Below are 23445 nucleotides of genomic sequence, written 5' to 3' on the forward strand. Positions count from 1 at the left end.
AAATAATGGGTATCAATCTATTTGCATGCCATGAAAATACTCAGCATAAAAAAAGCCGGCTTTTGGCCGGCTCGAAAATCTTTTTATTTTTCTTGCAGCGATTTGTAATAAGCGCCTTTTTCCGCATATTCGCGGACGATCCGCTCCATGTCCGTTTTATCTTCGACAGTTAGTTCACGGACAACTTTTGCTGGGCGGCCAAGTGCGAGCATGCCAGGCGGGATGACTTTTCCGGGCGGCACGAGGCTTCCCGCTCCGATAAATGCACCTTCGCCAACTTCTGCGCCGTCAAGGATGATCGAACCCATGCCGACAAGCGCGCCTTTGCGGATTTTGCAGCTGTGCAAGGTGACCTGGTGGCCAATCGTGACATTATCCTCTAAAATCAGCGGGTTGTCTGGGCTTTGATGCAAAACGCAGAGATCCTGGATATTGGTTTTATTGCCAATGATGGTCGGTGCGACATCGCCGCGGATGACGGTATTGAACCATACGGAAGATTCTGCGCCGATGGTGACGTCACCGGTAACCGTCGCGAAATCCGCGATGAAGACGGAAGGGTGGATGTTCGGCTGTTTGCCGTGGAACGGATAAATCATGGGAAAACCTCCAAATAAGTTAGTAGCTATCTTTAATCCTATCAAATTCGATGCAAAGGTCAAAATATTGGCGTTCATATGAAGATAAGGGGATGATGGATTTGTGGAAATGGGAAGCGGAAGGACCGGCGAAAGCGGTCATGGTCCTTGTACATAGTGCGTATGAGCACCACATGAAATATGCGTGGCTGATTGAACAATGGCGGGCTTCCGGATTCCATGTCATCATGGGGGACCTGCCTGGGCATGGCCGCGGAATTCCCGGCAGCAAGCCGCATAACGAAGCTTTCAGCGATTACGAAAAATCAGTGGAGCAGGCGATTGCGGTTGCTTTAGAAAATGAGCTGCCGGTCTTTGTTTTAGGCCACGGCCTCGGAGCGACAATCGCGATGAATGTTTTGAGCGGCAAGGCTTTTCCTATAGCTGGAGTGGTATTGAGTTCGCCATGGCTCCACTTGCTGAAAACTCCTTCTGTCTTGACGTCTGCCTTTTCCAACTTGGGCAGCCTCCGCATTGACCACGCTTTGAAAATCGAAGACTTAACGAGCAATCCGGAATCGATCGAATCCGAAAGCGGCGACCCTTTTTACCGCACAGTTGTGACGATGGGCTGGTACCGCGAACTGCATGCTTATATGAAAAAATCCATTTCTGCGAAAAGGCATTTTCCGGATATCCCGGTCATGGTCCAGACTGCAGGAAATGACAGAGTTGCAGATAAAAGTTATGCCAAGCGCTGGCTGCATGACCGCCAGCTTGGACATTTCAGCTACAAAGAATGGACCGGCTGCAGCCACGACTTGTTTTTGGAGCAGCAGCGGGAAGAAATATTCGCCGCAAACCATTCATTTGTCAAAGATGCATTGCGTTTGGTCGGCTATGTTGTGAATTAACCCTAAGCAAGGAGGAATAATGTGGCATTGAAATTCAGTATTTTAGATCAGTCACCTATAGCAGAAGGCAGTACGCCGCAGGAAGCGTTGAAAAATACGGCGGAACTTGCGCGCCATGCAGAGGAATGTGGCTATACGCGCTTTTGGGTTTCCGAGCATCACGACGCGGCTACATTGGCAGGCTCGAGCCCGGAAGTGCTGATTGCTCATCTCGGAGCGGTAACGAAAACCATCCGGCTGGGTTCTGGCGGCGTCATGCTGCCGCATTATTCAGCGTTTAAAGTCGCAGAAAATTTCAAGCTTCTGGAGGCGTTGTACCCGGAGCGGATCGATGCCGGAATGGGCCGGGCGCCGGGCGGAATGCCGCGCGCTAGCTACGCTTTGAATGACGGCAAAGCGCGGGACGCGAGCCGTTTCCCTGAACAAATCGATGAATTGCGGATGTACCTGGACGATGCGATACCGGAAGACCATCCGTATTACGGCATGAAAGCGACACCCGTGACGGACAACGCACCGCCTATTTGGATATTGGGGTCCGGACAAGATTCCGCGTTATTGGCAGCGGAAAAAGGGCTGCCTTATATGTTCGCCCAATTCATCAATGGCGAAGGCGGACAAAGTTTCGCGCGCTCGTACCGCGAGCGCTTTGCGCCATTCAATGGAAGCAAACCTTATCAAGGCGTCGCTATTTTCGCAGTCTGCCAGGAAACTGAAGAACAGGCGGAGCGGGTTGCTTCTTCGATGGATATGGCATTGGCATTCGGCGCTCAAAGCAAACCGCTATCAGGGACGCCAGCGCCGGAAAAAGCGTTGGCGTACAATTATTCGAAATTCGAGAAATTACTTGTCGAGGAAAACCGCAAGCGTATGATTGTTGGCGATCCGGTTCAGGTAGTGGATGCGCTGGAAGAGCTGGCTGCGGGATATGCAGCAGATGAAGTGATGCTAGTAACTATTACTTATGATTTCAAAGATAAACTGACTTCTTATAAACTGATTGCAGAAGAAATGAGAAAACGCCAGACGGGTTGATTCGTCTGGCGTTTTTTTGCCAAGCAGAAAGAAAAAAGGCAGACAGCCTCGCTGAAATGCTCTTTATAAAACGAATGCTGCGAAGGAAGTGGTCATTGTTTTTTTTCAAATTCATTTTTGATATCGCCAACCAATTCTTCCAGCAAATCTTCGAGTGTAACCATTCCTGAAACTTTTTCGTCTGATCCGATTATGATGGCAGAGTGGACATTGGCCTTTTGCATATTCTTGAATAATGCATCGAGTTTCTGAAATTCGTGCGCAAAATAAGGCGGCTGGATGATTTTTTGGATATCGAAAGGCCCCAATGCCGGCTGCTCCTTATAGCGGAATAAATCTTTGACATGCAAAGTGCCGATGATGTGGTTGACGTCGCTTTCGTAAACAGGGAAACGTGAAAAGCGCTGTTCTTTCATGATTTGGCTGATTTCTTCCAAGCTTTGATCTTTTGATATTACAACCAAATCTTGTAAAGGAACCATGATTTCAGCGACAGTTTTATTATTGAATTCAAATACATTAGTGATCAAAAGCTGTTCCATTTCCTGGATGCTGCCCATTCCGATGCCTTCTGCCAGCAGCATGCGGATTTCTTCTTCTATCTCTTCTTCCTCTTTTTTATGGAGGTCGACGCCGAATAACCGGAGAATCGTATTGGTCGACCAAGATAATAGTTTTACGAAAGGTGCAGCAGTTTTGGACAATAGATAGAGCGGCCAGATTGCAGCCATAGATACAGTTTCTGCCCGCTGCATCGCTAGTCGCTTCGGCACCAATTCACCGAAAACCAAAGTGAAATAAGAAAGAATTATCGTGATGCCGACCAAAGACACCGTTTCGAGCAATTGCATGCTGCCTGGGATTCCAATGCCAAAGAGCCATATCGACATATCACTTGAAAAACTATCGGCGGCTAAAGCGCTCGCCATAAATCCTGCAAATGTGATGCCGAGTTGGATTGTGGCGAGAAATCGGCTTGGTTCTGATAATAATTTAGCGATCATGTCAGCTTTTAGGTTGCCTTCTGCAGCCATTTTAATGACTTTATTGTCATTCAATGAAATCAAAGCAATTTCGGAAGCGGCAAAAAAAGCATTCAGCAAAACCAATAAGATTAATATAGCCAGTTCGATTCCCATCCGCACATCTCCTTGCAATTGGAATTGTCTTCTTCCATTCCCGATTTTAAGCAAGTTGAAAATCATTTAGCATTATGCGCAGAATAGAAGAGTGTTCCTGTAATTTATTAAAAAAAGAGTTGAATTTATGATTTTCTCAACAAAAGCATTCTGCATCCCAGCGCTTAAGAAAAGGGTGCTAAGAAGAAGGGGGCGTTAAAGTGGCCAAAATTAAACAACAAAGCAACGCTAAAATCGCAATTGTCACGGGAGCCAGCCGGTTGAATGGCATCGGAGCCGCTATTTGCCGGGAATTGGCAGAAAGCGGCTGCCATCTCTTTTTTACCTATTGGACAGAATACGACAGGAGCATGCCGTGGGGTGTAGGTGCAGAAGAACCCCAAAAGCTGCAAGAGGAACTCACGGCATCAGGCGTTAAGGTGTCGAGCCTGGAAGTGGACTTGGCTCAAATCGATTTTGTGGATCTTTTATTGGACCGGGTTTCAGCTGAATTCGGAGAACCAGACATTTTGGTCAATAACGCTGCGTATTCGACAGCTACCGATTATGCCAGTTTGACGGCAACCGAATTAGACCGCCATTACCAGGTGAACGTCCGGGCAACGGCTTTGCTGAGTGCGGGATTTGCACAGCGTTTCAAGAAAAAAAGAAGGGGGCAGAATCATCAATATGACCTCAGGCCAGTTTCAAGGCCCAATGGCTGGAGAGCTGGCTTATGCGGCGACAAAAGGTGCGATTGATGCATTGACCATTACATTATCTGCTGAAGTTGCGCCGCTCGGCATCACGGTCAATGCGGTGAACCCGGGTCCGACCGATACCGGATGGGCAACTGGGGAAACAAAACGCTTTTTGGAAACGAAATTCCCGACAGGCAGGCTCGGCCAGCCGCGGGATGCTGCGAAGCTTGTGAAATTTCTCGCCAGCGAAGATGCGGAATGGATCACGGGTCAAATCATCCATTCCGAAGGGGGCTTTATGAGGGGATAAAATGCTTCCACTTAATGGTTCAAGCAAAAGAAAAAGGCAGCCATTGAGGCTGCCTTTCAGAGTGTAGACAAAAGGGGTTTTGGAATGAGTTCATTCCAAAACCCCTTTGTTTTTTCAGAATATCGGCTTTAACGGCGGAGTAGACCTTTTAGCGTTTACCCGATTAACCTAATATCGGCTCTTTCCATGTCCAGTTGGCCATCTTTTTTAAATTCATGCAAGCAAATGTAAGCATCGCCTGCATGGACAATTTCTTCAGACCTCGGAGCGTTGTCCAACGCATGCCATGCTTTTCCTTTGCATCAGCGAAAACCCGCTCAATCGTTTCCTTCCGCCTTTTGTAAATGGCTTTGACTTCGTCGAGGTGGCGAAGGCGCTCCACTTCTTCCAGATACGCTTGCCACACATGCCGATTGACCACCTTCTGGTGGTTCTTGCTTTCCGTACACTGGGTCAAAAGTGTACAGTTGACGCAAATCGCTGGACGGGATTTGTATTCCCGGTACCCCTCTTTATTGGTGGTGGAATAAGCCAAAACTTGCCCATCTGGGCACAGATAATGATCGTGCAACTCGTCATAGAGATAATCGCTTTTCCGGAAGAATCCTTTTTTTGTCCGCGGACGTGTATAAGGTAACGCGGGCATCATGTCTTTACCGATCAGGTAACGGGCAATCGCCGGTGTTTTGTAGGCGGCGTCAGCTGCGACAGCGGAGGGTTTCATAACCTTCTCGATCAGTTCCGAAAGGAGTGACTCCAAGACTTGGCTGTCGTGGACATTTCCTGGCGTCACACAGGAACCGACCACAAAACCGTTGCGATCGGCAGCGGCGTGAAAGGAATAGGCAAACTGTTTCGTCCGTTCATCTTTGACGTAATAGCCACTTTCGGGATCTGTCTTGCTTTCTTTGATTTCCTTTTCCTCCACCTTATCGAACTTATCGGGTGGGAATGGGTTTTTCCCATGATCGATCCGGTCTTGGTTGATCTCCTCTTGAAGCTGTTCCTGATAAGCCCGGGTTTCTTTACGAACCACTTTCTTTTCAAACTTCCGTTTATTGGCACTCGCTTTGACATGGGTGGAATCGATAAAGACATGTCCCGGACTAATCAATTTCTTGTCCGCTGCAGTTTTCAGGATGCGGTAGAAAATCTGTTCAAACAGGTCCGTGTTTTTGAAGCGCCGTTCGTAATTCTTGCCGAATGTGGAGAAATGCGGCACTTTATCGTGGAAGCCAAATCCAAGGAACCAACGATAGGCCATGTTGGTTTCCACTTCTTCGATGGTCTTACGCATGGAACGGATGCCGAAGGTATATTGGATGAACGTCAATTTAATGAGGATAACAGGGTCGATGCTTGGGCGACCGATCTCGGAATACGTGTCTTTCACGATGTCGTAGATGAACGAAAAGTCGAGGGCGGCTTCCATTTTGCGAACCAGATGGTTCGGTGGGATCAGCTGGTCCAGGGTTACGGTCTCCAATTGATTTCGATGAATCGGACTGTGTTTTGTCATCATGTTCATCACCTCACGGTTTTTATGCTTTTATTTTAACCGCATTCCGACCGATTGGAAGAGGATTTTTTCCTACTCCCTCCACTTAAAAAGAAACAAAGCGAAGGCGCGTCAACGGGGTAGGCGAAGCAAGAAGACAGGTGCTCTTCCTGGCTTTTTGCGGGAGCCATCCCCAGAGCGACCGTAGCGGTTAATCGACTTCATGCCACAAAAAAACTGTAGACCACTCGAGTGACTCGAGTTTGTCTACAGTCTGAAAGGCAGCCATTGAGGCTGCCTTTTTCGATTCGTTTTGAGTTTTCGCTTGGAAAACCGTTTGCTGTTACGAAGTTTTGCGGTTTTTCACCATATCGATCAGGCCAACTGCTTGGCTGCTCCACTGGTCGACTTGAGCAGCGTTGCGTTTGTCATGGTCAACCTTGGTAGCGATGTTCGTAGTGATGGCATGAACCGATGCGTTCAAGTCAACGACTGAATTCTTTGTGCCTTTTAATGCATCAACTGTAAAACCGACTTTTTCGGATTTCATGTTCATGTCTTCTTTTATTTCGTTTGTCCGGTGCTGCAAGCTCGTCGTTTCCAGGTTGAGCTTATCCATCCGCTCTTTCAAGTTGTTGGCGGAACCTTTAATTTCTTTCACCGGTTCCTTCATTCCTTTGATCAAAAGGAAAACCCCGATTCCTGCGACGATCAATCCAATTACGACGAGTGCTAATGCTATGTACAGATACATTGCTGGTTCCATTTTGTTTCCTCCTTCATATTATTGGCGTATTGGATATCTTATACCCGTTTTGCACACCGCATTAACATGCGAGAAGAGCAATCATGCGTTCTTTGACCGCTTTTTCTCGATGGCGACCAAAAAAGGAGGGGAATGCTGCTGGTTGATAAATTCATACCGCATGACGTCATAAGAAATCTGGGGCAAAGCGCGGACGAAATCCATGACGGCATCGCGCTCTTCGCTGCCGCCTTCGTGGCCGGAATAAATGACGATCAGCACCAGGCCGTTTTCCTTCAGCAATTCCAAGCATTGCTCGATTGCTTGCAGCGTACTGTCGGATTTCGTGATGATGCTGTGGTCGCCTTTCGGCAAATAGCCGAGATTGAAAACGGCTGCAGCAATCGGCTCGTGGACACGCGCCGAAATTTCCGCGTGGCTAGCGTGGAACAGCTCGACATTCGGGTAATCTGCGACACGCTCGCGCGTCGCGTCGATTGCTTCCTGTTGGATATCGAAGGCATATACTTTACCGGAAGGGCCGGTGAGCTGCGCCAGGAAAAGGGTGTCGTGGCCGTTGCCGGCTGTTGCGTCGATTGCCGAATCGCCGGCTGATACCACTTGCTGCAATAAGTTTTTAGTGAAAGGCAGGACGCGCTGCAATGTCATGATTTCACACGCTCCTTGAAATGTTTTCCTTGCCAGCTACCGCGTTCAGCAAGTTCCTTATCGATGCCGTTCAAGACGTCCCATTTATTGACGCTCCACATCGGCCCGATCATCAAATCGATCGGCCCATCTCCCGTAATGCGCTGGACGACCATCTCTGGCGGCAATATCTCCAATTGGTCAGCAACAAGGCGGATGTATTCCTCTTTACCAAGAAATTCAAGCATGCCTTTTTCGTATTGCTTGACCATTGGTGTGCCTTTCAATAAATGAAGCAGATGGATTTTGATGCCTTGGACATCCAGTTTCGCGACTTCGCGCGCGGTTTCCATCATCATGCCGCGGTCTTCAAGCGGCAAGCCGTTGATGATATGCGTGCAGACGCGGATGCCGCGTTTCCGCAATTTCTCGACGCCTTCTTGATAAAGCGCAAAGTCATGCGCACGGTTGACCAATAGCGCAGTCTTTTCATGGACTGTCTGCAAGCCGAGCTCGATCCATAAATATGTGCGTTCATTCAGCTCCGCCAAATAGTCGACCACGTCGTCGGGCAAACAGTCGGGACGGGTTGCAATGCTCAGGCCGATGACATTTTCCTGTGCCAAAGCGGCTTCGAATTTTTCCTTGATGACTGCGAGCGGCGCGTGGGTATTCGTATAGGCTTGAAAATAAGCCATGTATTTCGCATCTTTCCATTTGCGGTGCATCGTCGTTTTGACTTTCTCGAATTGCACATCGATCGGGTCGACGCGGTCGCCGGCAAAATCGCCGGAGCCGGCCACGCTGCAGAATGTGCAGCCGCCAAAAGCCACGGTACCGTCACGATTCGGGCAGTCAAAGCCCGCGTCCAAAGCAATTTTCATGACCTTGAAGCCAAAATGGTCCCGCAAATGGCGGTTCCACGTATAATAACGTTTGCCGTCGGAAGAAAAAGGCAAAAGATCATCCATTGTCTAACAACTCCTCTGCGGTTATTGTATCACGGCCCGAAAAGACGCGGCAATGGCATGCCGCAATGGCGCTATTCGCATTTCTTAGATATTGCGTTTTGTGGAGGAGTTTGTTTAAATTAAAAAGGAAAGCGCTTTAATTTAAAAAATTCTGTACATAGAAGAATGGAGGCCACTTGAAATGAAACCGATATATGGATCTGCGAAAGAAGCAGTTGCCCAAATTCAAGACGGCGCGACAATCATGGTCGGCGGTTTTGGATTGGTAGGAATCCCCGAGCAATTGATCTTGGCGTTAGTAGATAAAGGGATTAAAGAACTTACTGTAATCTCCAATAATTGTGGCGTCGATGAATGGGGCTTAGGCCTGTTATTGAAAAATAAACAAATCAAGAAAATGATCGGCTCGTATGTCGGCGAAAACAAAGAATTCGAGCGCCAAGTATTATCCGGCGAAATCGAAGTGGAATTGACGCCGCAAGGCACATTGGCTGAAAAAATGCGTGCAGGCGGCGCTGGAATTCCGGCATTTTTCACACCAGCCGGCGTTGGCACGATGATTGCGGAAGGCAAGGAAATCCGCGAATTCGACGGCAAGGAATATGTCCTTGAACATGCGTTGAAAGCGGATTTCGCTTTAGTGCGCGCGCATAAAGCCGATAAGATGGGGAATCTCGTCTACAACAAAACGGCACAGAACTTCAACCCGCTCGCTGCAGCTGCAGGGAAAATCACCATTGCGGAAGTGGAAGAAATCGTGGAAACGGGCGACATCGATCCGAACCACGTTCAGACGCCAAGCATTTACGTCCAAGGCTTGCTGCAAGCGAAACAGGAAAAACGCATCGAACGCCTGACAACTCGATAGATATAGAAAGGACGGGAAGACTGTGGATAAGAATTTAGTGAGAGAACGCATTGCCCGCCGCGCGGAGCAGGAAATCAAAGACGGAGACTATGTCAACCTCGGAATCGGCATGCCGACATTGGTAGCCAATTTCATTTCTGACAATAAAAGCGTTGTGCTGCAATCGGAAAACGGTTTGCTTGGCATCGGCCCATACCCGACAGAAGACCAGGTGGACCCTGATTTGATCAATGCAGGGAAAGAAACGGTCACGGCAATTCCGGGCGCGGCGTATTTCACCAGCGCGGAATCGTTCGCGATGATCCGCGGCGGCCATATTGATGTCGCGATTTTAGGCGGCATGGAAGTGGCTGAGAACGGCGATTTGGCCAACTGGATGATTCCAGGGAAAATGATCAAAGGCATGGGCGGCGCGATGGACTTGGTGCACGGCGCGAAGAAAGTCATCGTCATCATGGACCATGTGGCGAAAGACGGTTCTTCCAAGATCAAGAAACAATGCGAGCTGCCGTTGACGGGCAAAGGCGTCGTCAACAAAATCATCACGGAGCGTGCAGTGATGGAAGTGACGGAAAACGGCTTGGTGCTGATCGAAGTGTTTGAAGGCTTCACTGTCCAGGACATCATCGACTCTACCGATGCGCCGTTGAATACAGATAACGTGAAAGTATCGTAAGCTATTGCCAAAAAACGGTGTGTCCGCTAAAATTAACTTTAATAGCTTTTGACAGTGAAGAGGATCAGTAAATTGTTTTTTGTCGACAGAGAGCCGGCGGCAGGTGCGAGCCGGTGTCAAAAACAATTGAACTCGCCTTAGAGTCTGTGCAGCCGAAACCAAGTAGGCCGCACCGTTTTCCGCGTTAAGGAGTCAAGTTGAGCGGGAAACCGCTAATTTGGGTGGCACCGCGGGAAAACTCCCGTCCCTTATTCCAAGGGACGGGAGTTTTTATTTTTTGCCGCAGGTGCCTGAGCTGTTTTCGTTTTTAATTCGAGGAGGAACTGGAAATGACATTCAAGCACAAGGAAATCGAGAAGAAATGGCAGAAACATTGGGAAGACAATAAGACGTTCAAAATGGAAACGGATTTTTCGAAACCGAAATTCTACGCGTTGGATATGTTCCCTTATCCATCAGGAGCCGGCTTGCACGTCGGGCATCCAGAAGGCTACACGGCTACGGATATTTTAAGCCGCCAGAAACGCATGCAAGGCTTCGACGTTTTGCATCCGATGGGCTGGGACGCTTTCGGGTTGCCTGCTGAACAATACGCACTCGACACGGGCAACGACCCGGCTGAATTCACGGCGAAAAACATCGCGACGTTCAAGCGCCAGATCCAGGAACTTGGCTTCTCGTACGACTGGGACCGCGAAGTGAATACAACGGACCCGAAATATTATAAATGGACGCAGTGGATTTTCACCCAGCTGTACAATAAAGGCTTAGCGTATGTCGACGAAGTGGCAGTGAACTGGTGCCCGGCACTTGGCACAGTGCTTGCCAACGAAGAAGTGATCGACGGTTTGTCCGAGCGCGGCGGCCATCCGGTTGAACGCCGTCCGATGCGCCAATGGGTGCTGCGCATCACCGAATACGCAGACCGTTTGCTGGAAGACTTGAACGATTTGGACTGGCCGGAAAGCTTGAAAGACATGCAGCGCAACTGGATCGGCAAATCCGAAGGCGCAGAACTTGAATTCAAAGTTGACGGCATGGAGCATTCATTCCGCGCATTTACAACGCGTCCGGATACGATTTTCGGGGCAACGTATGCTGTCTTGGCACCGGAACATAAATTGGTGGCGTCGATTACAGCGGCTGAGCAAAAAGAAGCAGTCGAAAAATACATCGACGACGTGAAAACGAAGAGCGACTTGGAGCGCACAGATCTGGCGAAATCGAAATCGGGTGTTTTCACCGGCTCTTACGCAGTCAACCCGGTCAGCGGCGAAAAAATGCCGATCTGGATCGCTGATTACGTACTGGCAACTTACGGAACTGGTGCCATTATGGCAGTTCCGGCACACGACGAACGCGATTACGAATTCGCGAAGCAATTCGATTTGCCGATTGTTGAAGTTGTTTCAGGCGGGGATATTTCGACGGAAGCATACGCAGGCGACGGCGAGCTGGTCAATTCCGATTTCTTGAACGGCTTGAACAAAAAAGAGGCGATTGAGCGCGCGATTTCATGGCTGGAAGAACACGGTGCCGGCGAGAAGAAAATCACGTACCGCTTGCGCGATTGGCTGTTCAGCCGCCAGCGCTATTGGGGTGAGCCGATTCCGATCATCCATTGGGAAGACGGCACGATGACGCCGGTCGATGAAAAAGACTTGCCATTGATGCTGCCGGTGACGACAGATATCAAACCGAGCGGTACAGGCGAATCACCGCTTGCCAACATCACGGAATGGGTCAACGTCGTGCATCCGGAAACGGGCATGAAAGGCCGCCGCGAAACGAACACGATGCCGCAATGGGCAGGAAGCTGCTGGTATTATTTGCGCTACATCGATCCGAACAACGAAGAAGCGTTGGCGGATCCGGAATTATTGAAACACTGGCTGCCGGTCGATGTCTACATCGGCGGCGCGGAGCACGCGGTATTGCATTTATTGTATGCACGCTTCTGGCATAAAGTGCTTTACGACATCGGCGTAGTATCGACGAAAGAGCCGTTCCAGAAATTATTTAACCAAGGGATGATTTTGGGCGAAGGCAACGAGAAAATGTCGAAATCGAAAGGCAATGTCGTCAACCCGGACCAGATCATCGAAAGCCACGGCGCGGATACGCTGCGCTTGTACGAAATGTTCATGGGGCCGCTTGAGGCATCAATCGCCTGGTCGACGAACGGTTTGGACGGCGCGCGCCGCTTCTTGGACCGCGTCTGGCGCTTGTTGATCGAAGAAGGTACATTGAGCCCGAAAGTCACCGATGCAAACGACGGCAAGATGGAAAAAGTCTATCACCAAACCGTTAAAAAAGTGACCGAGGATTTCGAAGGCTTGCGCTTCAATACGGCCATTTCGCAAATGATGGTCTTTATCAATGAAGGCTATAAAGCCGATTCGATTCCGAAAGAATATGTCGAAGGCTTTGTGAAATTGCTGTCGCCGATCGCGCCTCATGTAGCTGAAGAGCTATGGGAGAAATTAGGGCACGCAGAAACCATCACGTACGCCGTTTGGCCGGAATTCGACGAGTCGAAAATGATCGAGGACGAAGTCGAAGTCGTTGTGCAAGTGAACGGCAAAGTGCGCACGAAAATCGTTGTCGCAAAAGATTCAACCAAAGAACAATTGGAAGCAGCAGCGTTAGCTGATGAGGCAATCGTGAAAGCTGCGGAAGGCAAACAAGTCCGCAAAGTGATTGCGATTCCAGGGAAATTGGTCAACGTCGTCATTTCATAATTTATATAGAAAAGCCTGTCCGGCGTCGGACAGGCTTTTTTGTGCTGCTGCAAGTAAACGGCTGTTTGCTGCAAGTTAAGCAGGGAATGCTGCAAGTAAAATGAAGATACTGCAAGTGTTTTCGATTTGCTGCAAGTAAACCGGTGGATTCTCCAAGTAAATCGCGGATACTGCAAGCAAATGATTTATTCTGCAAACAAATCGGCAGATTCTGCAAACAAACTCCGTATTCTGCAAACAAATCAAAAATCGGCATCTTTTCATCAACAATTGCGGTCCTATTAGAAAAGCCGCCCGCAATAGCGGACGGCCGGGCATAACATTAATGTGTTTTTGAAAATGCGGCTGCGCTTTGGCCGGCGACGTTGCCGGTCACCAAAGCGGAGGTGATGTTATAGCCGCCGGTGTAGCCGTGGATATCCAGGATTTCACCGCAGAAATAAAGTCCGGGCTTTTTGCGCGAAGCCATCGTTTTTGGCTCGATTTCCTTGATGGAGACGCCGCCGCCAGTGACGAATGCTTTTTCAATCGGTTGGCTGCCGTTGACTAACATCGAGAATGCAGTCAATTGCTGGGCCAGCACGCGAACTTTGTCGCTCGCGAGCTCGGCACCAACCGCTTGCGGATCTATTCCAGCGCGCTCGAGCAGGAATAGCAGCCAGCGTTCCTGGGTGATGCTTTTCCAGACATTCTTGACGGCTTTTTTCGGCTCTTCTTTCATCATCTTCAAGAGCATTTGGAACGCCGATTCGGCATTTTCACCCGGCAGCGTATTGATGCGCATTTCCACCGGAAGTCCGCCGTTTTTCTTCATTTCCTTGACGACGTACTGGCTGCAGCGCAGCACAGCCGGACCGCTGAGGCCGAAATGGGTAAACAGCATGTCCATCTGATGGGTGACGAGCACTTTTCCTTTTTTATTGTACACGGAAACAGCGGCGTCGCGCAGGGCAAGACCCTGCAATTCACGGCTGACGATGAACGGCTCTTTTGACAACAGCGGAACTTCCGTCGGATATAAATCGGTCACCGTGTGGCCCGCTTTTTGCGCCCATGGATAGCCGTCGCCGGTCGAACCGGTCTGCGGCACCGCTTTGCCGCCGACTGCGACGACAACGGCTTTCGCGGTGAATTCTTCGCCGGAATGAAGCCGCACGCCGGTGATTTTCTCGTCGGTCATCAATAGCTTCTTGACCGGGGAATCGAGCATCACTTTGACATTGAGGCGGTCCATTTCCTTGAACATTGCCTCCGCAACATCTTGCGCCCGGTCGGAAACGGGGAACATGCGGCCATGGTCTTCTTCTTTCAGCGCTACGCCGAGCCCTTCGAAAAAGTTGATGATGTCTTCGTTATTGAACACGGAAAACGGGCTGTAAAGGAATCGGCCGTTTCCGGGAATGTGCTTGACGATTTCTTCCAATGGCAGGCGGTTCGTAACATTGCAGCGGCCGCCGCCGGAGATGATCAGTTTCTTGCCGAGCTTTTTGCCTTTTTCAATCAATAAAACCTGTTGGCCGTTAGAAGCCGCGGCGATCGAAGCCATCAATCCTGATGGTCCGCCGCCGATGATTATTACGTCATACATAATTTAAGAACTCGCTTTCGTTTTTATTAGTGTCCAGACTCCAGCGCCTCTTCGAGCTGAACAGGCGCTTCCGCTTTTCTCAAGTATACACGATGCGGCAAAACTCGTTGAGTAATTTAGTTTATAGGTGTAAACTATCGTGTAGATTGTTTTTTTATCATCTCAAGTCAGGAAGTGCAAAATGTCAACATTAATCAAAGGAACCGCCATTTTAACTTTAGGTTTATTCATATCCAAAGTCCTTGGCATCATTTACGTCATCCCGTTTTACAGCATGGTCGGGGAAGAGAACATCGGCCTCTACCAGTACGCATACATACCATATAATTTAATGCTGTCGCTGGCGATTTCCGGAGCGCCGATCGCATTTTCGAAATTCGTCGCAAAATACAATTCGCTGGGTGATTATGAAACCGGCCGCAGGCTTTTGAAATCCGGCTTGCTGACGATGATGATCACTGGTTTCGTGTCATTCCTCGCGCTCTACTTTTTCGCAGGACCGCTGGCGGAAATTACAATAGATGAAAAAGAAAAAATCCATTCCGTGCAAGATATCAAAGAAGTGATTCAATGGGTGAGTTTCGCGTTGATCGTCGTACCGTTCATGAGTTTGTTCCGCGGATTCTTCCAGGGCTATAACTTCATGATGCCGACAGCCGTGTCCCAGCTGATTGAGCAAATTGTACGCATCGTCTTCTTATTAGCGGGGGCTTACCTCGTATTGAACGTTTTTGGCGGCACAGAGAAAACGGCTGTGCAGTTTGCCGTATTGTCGGCGTTCATCGGCGCACTAGGCGGAGTTCTGGTATTGTTCTATTACTGGAAAAAGCGCAAGCCGGAATACGATGAACTTCGTAAAAACTCTGTTGAGTCTTATGACGTCAGTTTGCGTGACATGTACAAAGAAATTGCGATTTATGCAGTGCCTGTCGTGTTTCTTGGAATTGCCAATCCATTGTTCCAATTCGTTGACATGCTGACGTTCAACAATGCAATGGGGTCTACTGAAGGGGCTGCCAATTCAAGCATTTACTTGAGCATGCTGAACTTTACAACCCATAAACTGGTGATGATCCCGGTGATGCTTGCTACCGGATTTTCCATGGCATTGATTCCATTGATCACAAAATACTTTACGACAAACCAGCACCAATCCGTCAACCGCACGCTCGATCAGGCATTCCAGATTTTATTGTTCCTGACATTGCCAGCGGTTGTCGGCATGACATTATTATCGGATGAACTTTACCACATTTTCTATGAAGTAAGCGATGCAGGTTCAGAAATCCTAGCCCATTACTTGCCGGTTGCGATTCTTTTCGCTTTGTTCCCGGTAACGGCGTCGATTCTGCAAGGGATCAACCAGCAAAAATGGATCATCTTGAATTTATTGACCGGTTTGCTGTTGAAATTGGCATTGAACATTCCGTTGATCAAGCTTTTTGAAACAGATGGCGCAATTGCTGCGACGATTATCGGCTATGTTGTCGCAATCGGCATGAACCTTGTGGTCATCAAAGTGACGTTGAATTACCAATCGAATATGGTGCTGCGCCGGCTGTTCCTCATCTCGTTAATGAGCGCAGCGATGGCAGCAGCTGTCTACGGCACGCTTGCTGTACTCGATCTGTTCCTTGGCATGGACACGAAATTGCATTCGGTTGCCCGCATTTTGATTGTCGGTGCAGTCGGCGGAGCGGTTTATGGCTTCCTTGGTTTGAAAACCGGGATTGCGCAGAAACTGCTTGGTGAACGCTTGACGAAATACACGAAGAAATTCGGTTTCTAGGAGGCCCCCATGCGCATAGATAAATTTTTGTCGAATATGGGCTTTGGCTCACGCAAAGAAGTGAAGATTTTATTGAAGTCGAAAGCGGTGGAAGTGAACGGCGAAACCGTCAGAGATCCAAAGGTCCACGTTGATGAAACAAAAGACGAAGTTTCGGTAGAGGGCGAAAAGGTGGAATACAGCGAATTCATCTACCTGCTGATGAATAAACCCCCGGGCGTCATTTCGGCGACCGAGGACAAATACGATGAAACGGTCATCGATTTGCTGGGGCCGGATGAACAGAATTATGAACCGTTTCCGGTCGGCCGGCTCGACAAGGATACAGAAGGCTTGCTGCTGCTGACAAATGACGGCAAGCTGGCGCACGAATTGCTGTCTCCGAAAAAACACGTCGATAAACGCTATTTCGCGAGAATCGATGGCGTGGTGACGGAAGAGGACGGCGAAGCATTCAAGCGCGGCGTCATGCTCGATGACGGCTACACAACAAAACCGGCGCAGCTTGAAATCCTCAAAAGCGGTGCACAGTCGGAAATCGAATTGACGATCACGGAAGGGAAGTTCCATCAGGTCAAGCGCATGTTCCAAAGTGTCGGCAAAGAAGTCGTTTACTTGAAACGGCTGTCGATGGGGGCGCTCGAACTGGATCCGTCATTAAATCTTGGTGAATACAGACACTTAACTGAAGAAGAGCTCGACTCTTTGAAAACAAGAAAATGACCGCATAAGCTGCGGTCATTTTCTTTGTTTTCAAGATTTTTCTAGGATGTCATTTTGACTTTTTTTTGCGTCGTAGTCCATTTGCCTCGAATTGGGCTTTCCACCAAGTCGTTAAAGGCTAACACATTCAAATCTCTTTGAATGGTGCGAGGAGTGATGCCGAATTCATCGACAAGATCTTGCGTAGTTACAGTTCCGTTATCACGGATGTACTTATACATATCTTTGATGCGAATTAACATGCGATCAGTAGTTGGTTTCAAAGAGAGACCACTCCTTCATCTTTTTTCCATTTGGCAAAGACAAGCGGACGAAGCGCCGGGCGAACCCCAGCTGATTTGAAATTAATGCCAACGACATCCCCTTTTCTTAAAAATTATGCCAGATGTATTTGTCTGACAATTTAATTATAGCTAATTACCAATAAGATATCTACGATTTTCCCTTTTACTTAACATAAGTTCAACAATTGTTACAAAGCATTTTCTGACAAATTAGCCCGAAGTTCTTTTATTTATTCGTAAAAGGTGTACAATAGCTTTAATTAACGGACAAATAAAAAGGCAAACGAGTTTGATACAGGAGTGTGGTTTATGGATTGGCAACTAGAGGCGGAAAAGCGCAAAGACAGCATCATCAAGGATTTGCAGGAACTCATTTCAATTCCGAGTGTGTTGAACGATGAAGCGGAAGAGGGTGCGCCGTTCGGCAAAGACGTCAAACGGGCGCTCGATTGGTTTCTGGATCAAGGAGCCGCGCGGGGGTATAAAGTGAAAAACGTCGCGGACGTGGCTGGCCATATCGAAACCGGTAATGGCGAAGAGCTTCTGGGAATTCTCGGCCATGTTGATGTCGTGCCTGCTGGGGCCGGCTGGACGAAAGATCCGTTCGGCGGCATGGTGGAAAACGGCAAACTCTACGGACGTGGAGCGATTGATGACAAAGGGCCGACAATCGCAGCTTGGGCTGCGTTGAATATGGTGAAAGACGCCGGCTTTGAATTTACAAAGCGCGTGCGCCTGATTATCGGTACAGATGAAGAAAGCGGCTTCCGCTGTGTCGACCGTTATTTCGAAACAGAAGAAATGCCGACGATCGGCTTTGCGCCGGATGCCGATTTCCCGATCATCAATGCGGAAAAAGGGATTGCGTCGGTCGCGCTGACGATGTCTTCTTGGCAATCGGCGGACGCGCTGCAAAGTTTCGCTGCCGGCAACCGGACCAATATGGTGCCGGATTTGGCGGAAGCCGTTGTTACAGGAGCACTCGCCGACTGGCAGCCGCCGTTCGAAGCGTTCCTGGCGCAGCATGGTGTGGCAGGAGCTGCGGAAGCCATTGATGATGGAGTGAAATTAACGGTGCACGGCAAATCGGCCCATGCCATGGAGCCGGAAGATGGCGTCAATGCTGGAATCTTGCTGGCGCTGTTTTTGAAAGAACGGCTTGCAGGCGACGGCGGGAGGTTTACCGCTTTTCTGGCGGATCATTTTTACAACGATTCACGGGGCCGAAAGCTTGGGCTCGATTTCAAGGATGAGGTGTCCGGCGATACAACGCTGAACGCTGGCGTCATCCGTTATGAACATGGCAAGAAAGCGGCAATCGAGGTAAGCATGCGTTATTCGATCTCTTTCCCGTTTGAAGAACGGATCGGCATCGACATGCCGGAAGGCTTTGAGCTCACGGTTGATTCAAACTCCCCACCGCACCACGTCGACGCGGCGGACCCGTTCATCAAGACATTGCAGACGGCCTATGAAAAGCAGACCGGCGACAAAGCGGATTTGCTTGCCATCGGCGGGGGAACTTACGCGCGCGTCCTTGATAAAGGGGTGGCATTCGGAATGCTGTTTCCTGGTGAGAAGGACGTCGCCCACCAGGCGGATGAATTTGTGGATATCGAAAATCTGCTGAAGGCCGTTGCAATTTACGCTGAAGCGATTTATCAATTGGCTTGCAAACAATAATGAAAGAGGGATGCTGTATGGATTGGATTTTACACAATGAAGAATTTATTCGCGAGGAAGAACTGAACATTTCAAAAGAAGACCGAGGCTATCAATTCGGAGACGGCATTTATGAAGTCGTCCGCGTATACGAAGGCAATTTGTTTACTGCGGAAGAGCATATTGACCGTTTTTACGAAAGCGCGGAAAAAATCAAGATCGTCATCCCTTATACGAAAGACGTTTTCCACAAAATGCTGTACGATTTGGTGGAAATGAACGAAATCAACAACGGTCAGGTTTATGTCCAGATCACCCGTGGACATGCACTCCGCCAGCATCATTTCCCGGAGTCGACTTCGCCGGTGGTGGTCGCGTATACGAAAACGGTGGAACGTCCGCTTGAGTTGATGCGAAACGGTGCAAAAGGCGCGTTCATCGAAGATGTCCGCTGGCTGCGCTGCGACATCAAGAGCTTGAACTTGCTCGGCAATGTCATGGCGAAACAGGAAGCACATGAAAAAGGCAGTTTTGAAGCCATTCTGCATCGAGGCGAAGTCGTTACTGAAGGTTCTTCCTCGAATATGTACGGCGTGAAAGACGGCATTATTTATACGCATCCGGCTACAAATTTAATCCTTAATGGCATTACGAGAAGAGTGATCTTACAGCTCAGCCAAAATCTCGGCATCGAAGTGCAGGAAATGGCATTCACCAAAGCCCAGGCTTTGGAAATGGATGAATTCTTCATGTCTTCGACAACTGCTGAAATCATGCCGATCACCGAAATCGACGGCAACCCGATAGGGCAAGGCATTCCAGGCGAGTTGACGAAAAAGCTTCAGCAAGCATTTGAAGCGAACTTGAAACTGGCAGTTAAAATGTAAAAGTGGTCGGCGAAAGCCGATCACTATTTTTTTGTAGACGCGCAAGTGGTAAACTTGGTAAAGGTGATGATTATGCAAACACATTATTTTATCGGCATCAATATTCCGGAAGCGGCTGCAAAAGAGTTGGCAGAGGCGCGCGGGCAATGGAACCTGCAAAGCCATAAAAAATATACGCGGCCGCAGGATATGCATATAACGCTGCTGTTCATCGGCAGTGCAGAAGAAACTCAGCTGCAGGAAGCGGCTCAAGCGCTGGAGGAAATCTCGCAAGCGCCTTTTGATTTGGCGATAAATGGCGTCAAGACCTTCGGCAACCCGCAGACGCCGCGCATCATCTACGCTGCAATTGCGGACAGCGCTCCGCTGATGGAACTGCAGGAAAAGGTCAGAGAAATCACGCAAAAATTCAATTTGTCATCGGACCAGAAGCCTTTTGTGCCGCACATCACACTGGCTGCCAAATGGGCAGGCGGCAGCGAGATGGAAGAAGCACCGGTGTTCAAGATGCCAAGCATTTCATTTCGCGTCGAGGAATTTTCATTGTTCCGCATTGAACCGCAGAATATGCGCAAATATGTGCCGCAAGCAACTTACCGATTGCAGGAAGGCGTCTGACGCCAAAAGAGGGGTCATATGAAAACAATCATTATCGTCAACCCGGCAGCCGGCAACGGCAATGCAGCAAAAAAATGGAATAAATTCAAAAACACCGCGGCGTTTCCCCATGAATTGGTTATGACGCAATATGCGGGACATGCGGAAGAAGCGGCTGCGCGGCTCCGTGAAGCCGATGAACCGGTGCTGGTCATCGGCTTCGGCGGCGACGGCACGATGCGTGAAATCGTTGCGGGCGCTGCGGGTGCGCCCAATTTGATCGTAGGTTCGGTCGCTGCCGGTTCAGGCAACGATTTCAGTCGGGGATTTTATTCATTTAAGGATGCTGAGGCGGTTGAGCTGTTTTTGCAGGAGCCAGCGAGCCTTGAGCAAGACTTGGGGGAATTCATCGATTCTGAACTATTCCGTTTCGTGAGCAGCTCAGGCATCGGTTTTGACGCTGAAATATCGGCACTGGTCAATCGCTCGCTAGCAAAAAAAGGGCTCAATAAGGTCGGAGCCGGAAAACTGGTCTACTTGCTTTACGTCATCCGCACATTATTCCGCTTTAAGAAATTTGATTTGGCCGTGGAAACGGACGGCAATAATCAACAGTTTAAAGACGTTTGGCTGGCAACTGTCAGCAACCAGCCTTATTTCGGAGGCGGCATGAAAATTTCACCGGACTCGAAAACCGGTGACGGCTTGCTGGAATTGACCATCGTCAGCGGCATATCACGCTTGAAACTGCTGCTGGTGTTTGGTACGGTTTTTACTGGAACCCATACGAGGTTCAAAGAAGTGATTCAGCTCAGTGGAAGCCAATTCCGCTTGACAACAGATCGGCAAGTATATCGCCACATCGACGGCGATTATGCCGGCAAAAGCCCTAAAAATGAGCCAATCCATTACGGCATCAGCAAGAGCCGATGGAATGCGATAAATAATGGAAAGAAAGAGGATGTATTATGAGAACACGTTTTAAACCATGGGCTGCAGATTTGATGAAAGCCCATCCAGAAATCCTGATTCCGAATCCGGAACAGCAAAAAGGCAAATGGCACGAAGTATTCGGCAACAACAACCCGCTTCATATCGAAGCAGGGACTGGCAAAGGCCGTTTCATCATCGGCATGGCGAAGCAGAATCCGTCAATTAATTACATTGGCATCGAATTGTTCGACAGCGTCATCGTCAGCGCGCTTGAAACGATTTTGGAAGAAGAAGGCGGCATTCCGAATTTAAGATTGCTGCGCGTCAACGCCAAAGACTTAACCGAGTTTTTTGAAAAGGGTGAAGTGGACCGCTTGTATTTGAATTTCTCAGATCCGTGGCCGAAAAAACGCCATGCCAAACGCCGATTGACACACGATACTTTCTTGAAATTATATGAATCTGTGCTGCCGGAAAACGGCGAAATCCATTTCAAAACAGACAACCGCGGCCTGTTCGAATATTCGCTGACCAGCGTTTCGGAATACGGCATGCTGTTGAAATACGTGTCATTGGATTTGCACGCCGGCGATCCGGAATGGAACATCATGACAGAGTACGAAGAAAAATTCTCGAAAAAAGGACAGCCGATTTACCGGCTTGAAGCGCAATACCAAACGAATTAAGCATAAGGGGGATTCAGGGTGGATAAATTTCAATTTCACGACATGGCATTGACTTGGCTGGATGGGGGAACGACTTGGCTGGACGGAGGCACAATGTTCGGCGTAGTGCCGAAAGTGATCTGGTCAAAGCGTTATCCTGCCAACGAACAAAACCAGATTGAATTGCCGACGCACCCGATATTGGTGCAATACAATGGCCACAACATCATCATCGACAGCGGGCTTGGCGACGGTAAATTGACCGATCGCCAAAAACGCAACCTCGGGGTGTCATCGGAATCGCGCGTCGAAGAGAATTTGGCGGAGTTTGGCTTGTCTGCAGCAGACATTGATTTGGTTCTTATGACACATCTGCACGGCGACCACGCAGCCGGTTTGACGAAACCGCAAGGCGATGGCTACGTTTCCGTTTTTCCGAACGCAAAAATTTACGTATCTGCTGTTGAGTGGGAAGAAATGCAGCATCCGAATATCCGCTCGCGCAACACGTATTGGAAAGAGAACTGGGAGCCGGTTGCAGGCCAAGTAGAAACCTTCGATAAGCAGGCAAGCCCAGTGGAAGGCATTACGATGATCCACACGGGCGGCCATTCGAACGGCCACAGCGTCATTAAATTGGAAAGCGGCGGCGAAACGATCTTGCATATGGGCGACATCATGCCAACGCATTCCCACCAAAACCCGCTGTGGGTGCTCGCTTTTGACGATTACCCGATGGATTCCATCTATGCCAAAGAAAAGCTGATGAAAGAAGCTTTGGCGAATGGCTATTATTTCACGTTTTACCACGATGCCTATTACCGCATCCTCAAATGGAGCGAAGACGGCAAAGAAATTGTTGAATCCGTCCAATACAAAGAAAAACAATTCTAAAAATCACTTCACTATATGCAAAACAAAAAGAAAGAATGCCGCGCAAATTCGCGCGGCATTCTTTCTTTTTGTGATTAAACTTTATTCACTTCGACGATAGCGCCTGAATAGGCATCTGCCATGAATTCGAATTGCTCCAATTCATCGTCGCGGTGGCGAGTGATGCCGCCTTTATAAACTTCTGTTTCAATTGCGTGCTGTTTATACGGCTCTGTCTTCATATAGATCCACGAACCGTCAATCGGGCCTTCTTCTTTAAAAGCTTCTTTGACACTTTTCAGGACATCATCTGCGGGATAAAGCTTCTCCTTGCGGTCATACACTTCTTTGACAATATAAGTCGCTGCCACACCTGTTGCAAATCCGATTAATAAATCACGATTTTTCACTAAAATCCCTCCTAAGCTTTCTGGACAAATTGTACCATAAATGATGTACAGGGAAAAATATAAGCTTTAAAGGTAAAACTAAAAAAGAAATCTATTGAACACCGCTTCGGACGCTTTGGGCATGGCTCCCGCAAAAAGTCAGGCAAAGAGAACGCCTGTCTTTCTGCTACGCCTAGCCCCTTGACGCGCCTACGCTGGATAAGTACTTGATAAGAAAAAAATTAGGAGTTT

General features: G+C 48.8%; 22 protein-coding genes, 1 pseudogene and 1 other annotated feature. Of the genes and pseudogenes, 14 read left to right on the forward strand and 9 right to left on the reverse strand.

Annotation, left to right across the window (positions count from 1 at the left end):
- Positions 1-83: 83 nt before the first annotated feature.
- Complete coding sequence (locus tag QMA09_RS10005) at positions 84-599, reverse strand: gamma carbonic anhydrase (protein ID WP_135500356.1); 516 nt, start codon at positions 597-599, stop codon at positions 84-86.
- A 92-nt stretch (positions 600-691) separates the two neighbouring features.
- Here QMA09_RS10005 and QMA09_RS10010 point away from each other — a divergent pair, with 92 nt between their 5' ends.
- Positions 692-1492: an alpha/beta hydrolase gene (locus QMA09_RS10010; RefSeq protein ID WP_158290555.1), complete on the forward strand. Its 801-nt coding sequence runs from the start codon at positions 692-694 to the stop codon at positions 1490-1492.
- A gap of 21 nt (positions 1493-1513) precedes the next feature.
- Positions 1514-2527, forward strand: coding sequence for an LLM class flavin-dependent oxidoreductase (locus QMA09_RS10015; protein ID WP_290213016.1), 1014 nt, complete (start codon positions 1514-1516; stop codon positions 2525-2527).
- A 92-nt stretch (positions 2528-2619) separates the two neighbouring features.
- Here QMA09_RS10015 and QMA09_RS10020 read toward each other — a convergent pair whose 3' ends face one another.
- Positions 2620-3666 (reverse strand): hemolysin family protein, encoded by a 1047-nt coding sequence (locus tag QMA09_RS10020; protein ID WP_290213017.1) that lies wholly within the window; start codon positions 3664-3666, stop codon positions 2620-2622.
- 209 nt (positions 3667-3875) lie between these two features.
- Between QMA09_RS10020 and QMA09_RS10025 the strand changes: the two are divergent.
- Positions 3876-4656, forward strand: a pseudogene (locus QMA09_RS10025) (SDR family oxidoreductase).
- A 163-nt stretch (positions 4657-4819) separates the two neighbouring features.
- On the opposite strand, the gene QMA09_RS10030 reads toward QMA09_RS10025, so the two are convergent.
- From QMA09_RS10030 to mnmL, 4 genes are all read right to left on the reverse strand, one after another.
- Complete coding sequence (locus QMA09_RS10030; protein ID WP_290213018.1) at positions 4820-6178, reverse strand: IS1182 family transposase; 1359 nt, start codon at positions 6176-6178, stop codon at positions 4820-4822.
- Between the two features lie 319 nt (positions 6179-6497).
- A complete protein-coding gene (locus QMA09_RS10035) occupies positions 6498-6920 on the reverse strand; it encodes a DUF948 domain-containing protein (RefSeq protein WP_290213019.1) in 423 nt (140 codons plus the stop codon).
- Positions 6921-7001: 81 nt separating this feature from the next.
- Positions 7002-7568, reverse strand: coding sequence for a tRNA 5-(aminomethyl)-2-thiouridylate-methyltransferase MnmM (gene mnmM / locus QMA09_RS10040; protein ID WP_290213020.1), 567 nt, complete (start codon positions 7566-7568; stop codon positions 7002-7004).
- Positions 7565-8518, reverse strand: coding sequence for a tRNA modification radical SAM protein MnmL/YtqA (mnmL, locus tag QMA09_RS10045; RefSeq protein WP_290213021.1), 954 nt, complete (start codon positions 8516-8518; stop codon positions 7565-7567). The genes mnmM and mnmL overlap by 4 nt, the downstream gene beginning before the upstream one ends.
- Positions 8519-8699: 181 nt before the next feature.
- Between mnmL and QMA09_RS10050 the strand changes: the two genes are divergently transcribed.
- The 3 genes from QMA09_RS10050 (at position 8700) to leuS (ending at position 12803) form a co-directional block, all read left to right on the forward strand.
- A complete protein-coding gene (locus tag QMA09_RS10050; RefSeq protein ID WP_290213022.1) occupies positions 8700-9386 on the forward strand; it encodes a CoA transferase subunit A in 687 nt (228 codons plus the stop codon).
- 22 nt (positions 9387-9408) lie between these two features.
- Positions 9409-10062, forward strand: a complete 654-nt coding sequence (locus tag QMA09_RS10055; protein WP_135500364.1) for a 3-oxoacid CoA-transferase subunit B — start codon at positions 9409-9411, stop codon at positions 10060-10062.
- 45 nt (positions 10063-10107) lie between these two features.
- Positions 10108-10314 (forward strand) — a binding site (T-box leader).
- A 77-nt stretch (positions 10315-10391) separates the two neighbouring features.
- A complete protein-coding gene (leuS, locus tag QMA09_RS10060; RefSeq protein WP_290213023.1) occupies positions 10392-12803 on the forward strand; it encodes a leucine--tRNA ligase in 2412 nt (803 codons plus the stop codon).
- Between the two features lie 322 nt (positions 12804-13125).
- Here the strand turns inward: leuS and QMA09_RS10065 are convergent, their stop codons facing one another.
- Positions 13126-14391, reverse strand: coding sequence for a BaiN/RdsA family NAD(P)/FAD-dependent oxidoreductase (locus tag QMA09_RS10065; RefSeq protein ID WP_290213024.1), 1266 nt, complete (start codon positions 14389-14391; stop codon positions 13126-13128).
- Positions 14392-14572: 181 nt separating this feature from the next.
- Between QMA09_RS10065 and QMA09_RS10070 the strand changes: the two genes are divergently transcribed.
- Together QMA09_RS10070 and QMA09_RS10075 are read left to right on the forward strand one after the other, a co-directional pair.
- Entirely contained in the window at positions 14573-16180 is a 1608-nt protein-coding gene (locus QMA09_RS10070; RefSeq protein ID WP_290213025.1) for a putative polysaccharide biosynthesis protein, read from the forward strand.
- A 9-nt stretch (positions 16181-16189) separates the two neighbouring features.
- Positions 16190-16903 (forward strand): pseudouridine synthase, encoded by a 714-nt coding sequence (locus tag QMA09_RS10075; protein ID WP_290213026.1) that lies wholly within the window; start codon positions 16190-16192, stop codon positions 16901-16903.
- 41 nt (positions 16904-16944) lie between these two features.
- On the opposite strand, the gene QMA09_RS10080 is transcribed toward QMA09_RS10075, so the two are convergent.
- Positions 16945-17166 carry a DeoR family transcriptional regulator gene (locus QMA09_RS10080; RefSeq protein WP_135500369.1) on the reverse strand — a complete coding sequence of 74 codons (222 nt, stop codon included), beginning with the start codon at positions 17164-17166 and terminating at the stop codon, positions 16945-16947.
- Between the two features lie 330 nt (positions 17167-17496).
- On the opposite strand from QMA09_RS10080, the gene pepV reads away from it, so the two are divergent.
- The 6 genes from pepV (at position 17497) to QMA09_RS10110 (ending at position 22825) form a co-directional block, all read left to right on the forward strand.
- Positions 17497-18870, forward strand: a complete 1374-nt coding sequence (gene pepV, locus QMA09_RS10085) for a dipeptidase PepV (RefSeq protein ID WP_290213027.1) — start codon at positions 17497-17499, stop codon at positions 18868-18870.
- 17 nt (positions 18871-18887) lie between these two features.
- Entirely contained in the window at positions 18888-19736 is an 849-nt protein-coding gene (gene dat / locus QMA09_RS10090) for a D-amino-acid transaminase (RefSeq protein ID WP_290213028.1), read from the forward strand.
- 72 nt (positions 19737-19808) lie between these two features.
- On the forward strand, positions 19809-20354 hold the full coding sequence (thpR, locus tag QMA09_RS10095) for an RNA 2',3'-cyclic phosphodiesterase (protein ID WP_290213029.1): 546 nt from the start codon (positions 19809-19811) through the stop codon (positions 20352-20354).
- Positions 20355-20372: 18 nt separating this feature from the next.
- Positions 20373-21305 carry a diacylglycerol/lipid kinase family protein gene (locus QMA09_RS10100; RefSeq protein ID WP_290213030.1) on the forward strand — a complete coding sequence of 311 codons (933 nt, stop codon included), beginning with the start codon at positions 20373-20375 and terminating at the stop codon, positions 21303-21305.
- Entirely contained in the window at positions 21302-21952 is a 651-nt protein-coding gene (trmB, locus tag QMA09_RS10105; protein WP_290213031.1) for a tRNA (guanosine(46)-N7)-methyltransferase TrmB, read from the forward strand. Before QMA09_RS10100 ends, trmB begins: the two co-directional genes overlap by 4 nt.
- Before the next feature lie 18 nt (positions 21953-21970).
- Positions 21971-22825, forward strand: a complete 855-nt coding sequence (locus QMA09_RS10110) for a YtnP family quorum-quenching lactonase (protein ID WP_290213032.1) — start codon at positions 21971-21973, stop codon at positions 22823-22825.
- 74 nt (positions 22826-22899) lie between these two features.
- Here the strand turns inward: QMA09_RS10110 and QMA09_RS10115 are convergent, their stop codons facing one another.
- Positions 22900-23214 carry a PepSY domain-containing protein gene (locus tag QMA09_RS10115; protein WP_135500376.1) on the reverse strand — a complete coding sequence of 105 codons (315 nt, stop codon included), beginning with the start codon at positions 23212-23214 and terminating at the stop codon, positions 22900-22902.
- Positions 23215-23445: the final 231 nt, after the last annotated feature.

It is taken from the genome of Planococcus sp. APC 3906, assembly GCF_030407685.1.
GTDB classification, from domain to species: Bacteria; Bacillota; Bacilli; order Bacillales_A; family Planococcaceae; genus Planococcus; species Planococcus koreensis.